We start from the raw sequence: 2000 nt of genomic DNA, 5'->3' as shown, positions 1-2000 counted from the left end.
CATTCACAAAAGATTTCAGGGAAGCGATAGGCCCGCGCTGGTATAGGCTGGATAAAAATTTCCTTGTGAAGTTTCTCTCAAAAAATCAAAAAAACAATGCGCTTTATGATAAAAAAGGCGCCCAGCTTTATCACATCACTTATATGAGAGGGCATGATCTGCCCGCCGAAATAAGGGGCCTGGTAAACAACAAATACACCGATGAGATGGTGCTGACTGCGATCCATGTTGAACAAGACATGAGGGATATTTGGGTCGTGAATTTAAAATCAGGAAAAGACTGGGTTTTAGCGAGAGTGGAAGATGAACAGGTGGATGAAGTACAACGGTTGACCGATACGCTTGAATAAAAAACCCCTAGCAATACCCGGAAAGGTTGTTAATCAGGTTGGAAAGCCTGATTTTTATCCCCCTCTAAAAAGTCGTTAGCGACCAGCAGAGGGGGATTTTTAATGATTCAAACTCAACGATATTATCAATCAAACGGATGCCGGAGCTCATTTATTCATTTTATGGAAAGTTTAGCCCTGCACTTAAAAAACGATATTTTACAAATACCGCCGGAAGCTGGCTAGCCCTGGTTTTACTATGTGGTGTAAATGTTAAACTATAATATCAGGGATCAGTTTTTTATGTGACTGGAATCATTTGCTGCAATACAATTGCCCCCGATATTCGACCAGTTTATTAAAAATCATAGATATGAAAATTAAAATCATTTTCCGGATCACTACAGTGATGTTAGTGTTCTTTTTTATTCAAAATTCTTTTGGGCAGGTAACTAAAATCGATACGCTTAACGAAGTTGTTATCCGCAGTAATTCACTTGTCACTAAGGCTGTAGCCAAAGCATTTACTACCGACTTTAAAAATGCTATTAGCCCGCGCTGGTACAAGATGGATCAGAATTACCTGGTTAAGTTTATGACCGTAGAGCAGAGAAATAATGCTTTGTATAACAAAAAAGGTAACCTTATTTATCACATTGGTTATCTGGTTAATACTGTCAGTATGCCAAATGATATTCGCGGCTTTGTAAACGAAAAATATCCGGATGGAAAAATCCTTACTGCGATTCACGTGAACCAGTACACCCGGAGTATTTGGGTGGTAAATTTAAAAGTAGGTGCGCACCTTGTGCTGGCCCGGATTGAAGAAGAACAGGTAGAGGAAATTCAACGCGTTACTGATATCTCTTTGTAAGTAATTTGATGCAATAACGGCTCGTTAAATTTATCGCATAAAGGAGCGTTAATTGAAGCTCTTTCCTGGAGTTTTTTATTGACGCAGGGGAGGGCTTTTTAATTATACCGGAAATTACTGTTAATGATGTTCTGGTCGCCAATAAGCAAAAGGAAGCTATACTGCTGTTACTAAAAGTAAACCCCGAATTAAAGGATGTTTTGTTTGATTTCAGCGAACCGGGCAAAATAGACCTGGAGGCCTTTATGAATAAAAACTTCCACTTTAACGTGGAATTCAATCGCTTCGCCTATTTAACCGGCCGGAGCCTGGCTACATTAAAACGCGACTTTGAAAAACTGTTCAACACCACGCCCGGCCGCTGGCTGCAACACCGGCGGTTGCAGGAAGCGCATTACCTGATCAAAGAAAAAGGCAAAGCGCCATCGGATGTTTATATAGATGTAGGCTTTGAGGATTTGTCGCACCTCTCGTTCGCGTTTAAAAAGCTTTACGGTTTGGCGCCGGGCAGGATTTGATATGCGGATTTTTGATGTGCAGATGTGCGGATCAATGTCGTTTACTTAAGACAGATTCGATTTTTACCAATCGTTATTTCACGGTAGATCCGCAGGCCTTTTGTAGTTGTTGCTGTGGTATTTAATAAATGTCATCTTTAAAATTTTGTAGCGTTGACTTGTCCTAAAAAAAGTTGACTGATTTTAATAAATAAAGATAGTACATTATTGTTGTTTGTTTGTCCTGTTAAGATGTGGGTAACGCGCAGCGTTATCCACATCTTAACAGGTTTTTCTTTT

Annotated in this window: 3 protein-coding genes; all 3 read left to right on the top strand. The window is 39.8% G+C overall.

What is annotated here, in order from left to right:
* A partial coding sequence (locus QZY09_RS22820; RefSeq protein ID WP_295676528.1) for a hypothetical protein occupies positions 1-350 on the top strand: 350 nt, incomplete at its 5' end.
* Positions 351-702: 352 nt separating this feature from the next.
* Positions 703-1203: a hypothetical protein gene (locus QZY09_RS22815; RefSeq protein ID WP_295676527.1), complete on the top strand. Its 501-nt coding sequence runs from the start codon at positions 703-705 to the stop codon at positions 1201-1203.
* 200 nt (positions 1204-1403) lie between these two features.
* Positions 1404-1721: a helix-turn-helix domain-containing protein gene (locus QZY09_RS22810; protein WP_295676526.1), complete on the top strand. Its 318-nt coding sequence runs from the start codon at positions 1404-1406 to the stop codon at positions 1719-1721.
* Positions 1722-2000: the final 279 nt, after the last annotated feature.

The organism is uncultured Mucilaginibacter sp. (assembly GCF_903913935.1).
Lineage (GTDB): Bacteria > Bacteroidota > Bacteroidia > Sphingobacteriales > Sphingobacteriaceae > Mucilaginibacter.
This window is presented reverse-complemented; position numbering and strand designations above follow the sequence as displayed.